The sequence below is a fragment of the Clostridia bacterium genome, assembly GCA_012841935.1.
Classification (GTDB): Bacteria; Bacillota; Peptococcia; order DRI-13; family DTU073; genus DUTS01.
The window spans coordinates 1-2,708 of the sequence record DUTS01000063.1 but is presented as its reverse complement, the minus strand read 5'-3'; the positions used below and the strand labels follow the sequence as shown (position 1 = coordinate 2,708).

The following is a 2,708-nucleotide window of genomic DNA, read 5'->3' as shown; positions in this document are numbered from 1 at the left end:
ATAATGAGTAAGATCTGCGTAGCTGCAGGCAATTTAACCCCGACATCCGTAAACATCTCTACAAATTTTGGCAAAACAGAAGTGACAATAAACACAACTGCAATGATTGCCACAACTATAATTAAAATTGGATAAACCATGGCCCCGGTTACCCTTTTACGCATAGCATACTCCTTTTCATAATCCTCAGCCATCCGCCGCATAACAAAATCCAAGGTACCACTAGCCTCACCCGCGGCAACCATATGTATCAATAGTGGGGAAAAAACCTCCTGTCTTTTTAATGCTTCAGAAAAAGACATTCCTGTTTGCACTTCTTCTGAAACATCCTCTACCGCTCTTTTTAATCTTTTGTTCACTATTTGTTGTTTAACAATCTGCAAGACATCTGCAATAGGCACACCAGCATCCAGCAAAGAGGAAACTTGTCTACAGAAAAAAGCAATATCTTTTAATTTTATTCGCTGTAGAAATACCGGTAATTTTATTTCCTTTCCAGTGCTTTCTTCTATTTTTATAGGATATAATTTTTTATTTTCTAGCATCTCCAAGACAGCATTTTTATTTTCAGCAGAATAAGTGCTTTTTACAATTTCTCCGACATCATTTACAGCTTCGTAAACAAAGATAGCCATATACTCCCCTCCTTTTTTAACCTATATAGGTATTTCTAATATATTCATCAACGGTGGTTACACCATCGAGGACTAGTTCCCTACAGTTATCACGTAAATCAATCATGCCATTTTCAATTGCCACCTTTTTAATCACATCAGCACCTTCACCCTGATCTATCAATCTTTTAATCTCACTGTCCATTTCCATAATTTCCGTTACCGCTGTCCTGCCTTTGTAACCGGTATTATTACAAACCGGACAACCCTGTCCACAATAAAGAGAAGTTGAAGCGTCAATATTCAATAAAGCTATTTCTTTTTCTGTAGGTTTATAAGCTTCTTTACATTCTACACAAATTTTTTTAACGAGTCGTTGAGCAATAATTCCCACCACAGCATTAGAAATTAAATAAGGCTCTACCCCCATATCAATCAAACGAATTACTGTTGAAGCAGTATCATTAGTGTGAATCGTACTTAAAACTAAATGACCTGTGATTGCGGCTCTTACGGCAATTTGTACCGTTTCCGTGTCCCTAATTTCCCCAACCATAATAATATCGGGGTCCTGCCTAAGTATAGAACGTAATCCATTGGCAAAAGTTAAGTTTGCTTTAGGATTCACTTGTACCTGGTTAATGCCGGAAATCTTAAACTCCACTGGATCTTCTATGGTGATAATATTGCGATTAACTTTGTTCAATTCAGACAAAACAGTGTATAAAGTACTAGTTTTACCGCTTCCGGTAGGACCAGTAGCTAGAATTATGCCATAAGGATAACGAATAATTTTATCCAGTTTTTCAATATTGGCTTGGGTAAAACCAAGTTGACTTTTATGAATAAAAACATTTTCTCGATCCAAAACCCGAATAACCATTTTTTCACCATGAGTGGTAGGTAAAGAAGAAAGGCGCAAATCTATACGACGATCTTCTATTTTAATACCTACCCGGCCATCCTGAGGTACGCGTTTTTCGGCTATGTCCATTTTACCCATAATTTTTATGCGTGCGACCAAAGCCGCATGAGTGCTAATATCTAAGGACATAATTTCTTGTAAATCCCCGTCGATTCTAAAACGAACCCGGACATAACTCTCGAAAGGCTCAATATGTATGTCACTAGCTTTCATTATTACGGCCTGTCGTAGTAATGAATTAACCAAACGCACTAAAGGAGCATCACTAATTTCATCCAGAACTTTTTGGTCAATATCATTTATTTCCTCAACATCCATTTCCCGCATTAAGTCCTCAACGGCTTCTTCGGTACTTTGTTGACCATAATAATATTCGATAGCCCTTAAAATTTCCTTTTTCCCAGCAATATAAGGCACAACACCATAACCGGTGGCAATTCTAATATCATCGACAGCATAAACATTAAGAGGATCAGACATAGCTACAATCAAACGCCCATTTTCTATTTTTACCGGAATTAAAACATGTTTTCTGGCCAAACTTTCCTTAATTAAACCGGGAATTTTAGGGTCAATAATTATCTTGTCTAGTTCCACATAAGGAAAACCCATTTGTTTACTTAAAATATCTACCAGGTCATCCTCCTGAATTAAACCATTATCTACAAAAATTTCACCAAGTTTTTTTCGAGTTTCTTTTTGAATTTTCAATGCCGCCTCCAAATTGTCCCTAGAAATTAAGCCTTTTTTAATTAAAATTTCACCAAGTTTTACACGCTCGGGCTTATCTTCCCTAGTTTTAGATTTTGTTGTTTTTTCCCCAATGCTTTCTTCGCCAACAGGTTTCTTTTCTCCTGCTTCTTTTCGCAATTTTTCTTCCAATCCTTTTTTCTTTCTAGCTTCTTCAGCTGCTTTCTCACATTCCTCTATGGCCTTTTTCCCGGCTTCTTCCTCAGCCTTCTTACGGGCTTCTTCTTCAGCTTTTTTCTTAGCCTCAGCCTGTTTTTTTTCTTCTTCAGCTTTCTTTTTAGCCTCGGCCTCGGCTTCAGCTTTCTGACGAGCTTCTTCTTCCGCCTTCTTTTTGGCTTCTTCTATTCTTTTACGAGCCTCTTCTTCGGCTTTTTTACGAGCTTCTTCCATTCTTTGCCGGGCTTCTTCTTTAGCTTTTT

The 2,708-nt window shown here is 37.5% G+C and carries 2 protein-coding genes and 1 pseudogene; all 3 read right to left on the bottom strand.

Annotated features, from left to right (window positions below):
• A partial coding sequence (locus GX687_03815) for a type II secretion system F family protein (GenBank protein HHX96572.1) occupies positions 1-635 on the bottom strand: 635 nt, incomplete at its 3' end.
• Positions 636-651: 16 nt separating this feature from the next.
• Positions 652-2,364, bottom strand: a complete 1,713-nt coding sequence (tadA, locus tag GX687_03810) for a Flp pilus assembly complex ATPase component TadA (GenBank protein ID HHX96571.1) — start codon at positions 2,362-2,364, stop codon at positions 652-654.
• A gap of 96 nt (positions 2,365-2,460) precedes the next feature.
• Positions 2,461-2,708 (bottom strand): annotated as a pseudogene (locus tag GX687_03805) (hypothetical protein).